We start from the raw sequence: 1187 nt of genomic DNA on the forward strand, positions 1-1187 counted from the left end.
TCCACCTGGACCCGCCGCGAAGCCGGTGGCCAGGCCAATATCGGCAAGCCGCTGGCCAATACGGCCAGCTACCTGCTGGACGCTGAGTTGCACTCGGTGCCCGTCGGCGTGGCGGCGGAGCTTTACCTGGCGGGCGAGGGCATCACCCGTGGTTACCTCTTGCGTCCGGGGTTGACCGCCGAGAAGTTTGTGCCGAACCCGTTCTCGACCACCGGCGAGCGCTTGTACCGTACCGGCGACCTGACCCGCTACCGCAATGACGGCGTGATCGAATACGTTGGCCGTATCGATCACCAGGTGAAGATTCGTGGTTTGCGCATCGAACTGGGAGAAATCGAAAGCCGCCTGCTCGCCCACCCAGGTGTACGTGAAGGCGTGGTGCTGGCCCTGGACGGCGCGAACGGCCAGCAACTGGTTGCCTACGTGGTGCTGTCGCAGGCCACAACGACCCAGGAAGCCCTGCGAGCCAGCTTGCGTGAACACTTGCCGGATTACATGGTGCCCACCCAGTGGTTGTTCCTTGAGCAACTGCCGCTGACCCCCAACGGCAAACTCGACCGCAAGGCCTTGCCGCAACCGGATCTTGAGCCGCAGCACAAACTCTATATCGCGCCCCATAACGAGCTGGAACAGCGCATCGTCGCCATCTGGCAGGACGTGCTCAAGGTGCCGCAGATTGGCGTCACCGATAACTTCTTCGAGCTGGGCGGCGACTCGATCATCTCGATCCAGGTGGTCAGCCGTGCGCGTCAGGCGGGGATTCGATTTACCCCCAAAGAGCTGTTCCAGCACCAGACCGTACAAGGCCTGGCCTCGGTGGCGCAGTTGGGCGAGGGTGCACTGCTGATCGACCAGGACCCGGTGACCGGCGAGAGTGTATTGCTGCCGATCCATCAGGCTTTTTTCGACACGGCCATTCCTGAGCGGCACCACTGGAACCAGTCGGTACTGCTCAAGACCACGCAGCCGCTGAACCCTGAACATCTGGAACACGCCCTGCACGCCCTGCTGGTGCAGCACGATGCCTTGCGCGTGAGCTTCGTCCAGCAGGCTGATGGCTGGCGAGCGACTTACCAGCCGGTCAGCGAGCAACCTTTGCTGTGGCAACGCAGCATCAGTGACGCTTCGGCGCTGGAGCAACTGGGTGACGAAGCCCAGCGCAGCCTGGTCCTGAGCAATGGCCCACT

Annotated in this window: 1 protein-coding gene; it reads left to right on the forward strand. The window is 62.8% G+C overall.

Annotated features, from left to right (window positions below; translation table 11 throughout):
* Positions 1-1187 (forward strand): phosphopantetheine-binding protein (locus P3C29_RS32580; protein ID WP_275966462.1); only part of this gene is annotated, 1187 nt, incomplete at both ends.

The sequence above is a fragment of the Pseudomonas sp. 1912-s genome, assembly GCF_029269205.1.
In the GTDB taxonomy this organism is placed as follows: Bacteria; Pseudomonadota; Gammaproteobacteria; order Pseudomonadales; family Pseudomonadaceae; genus Aquipseudomonas.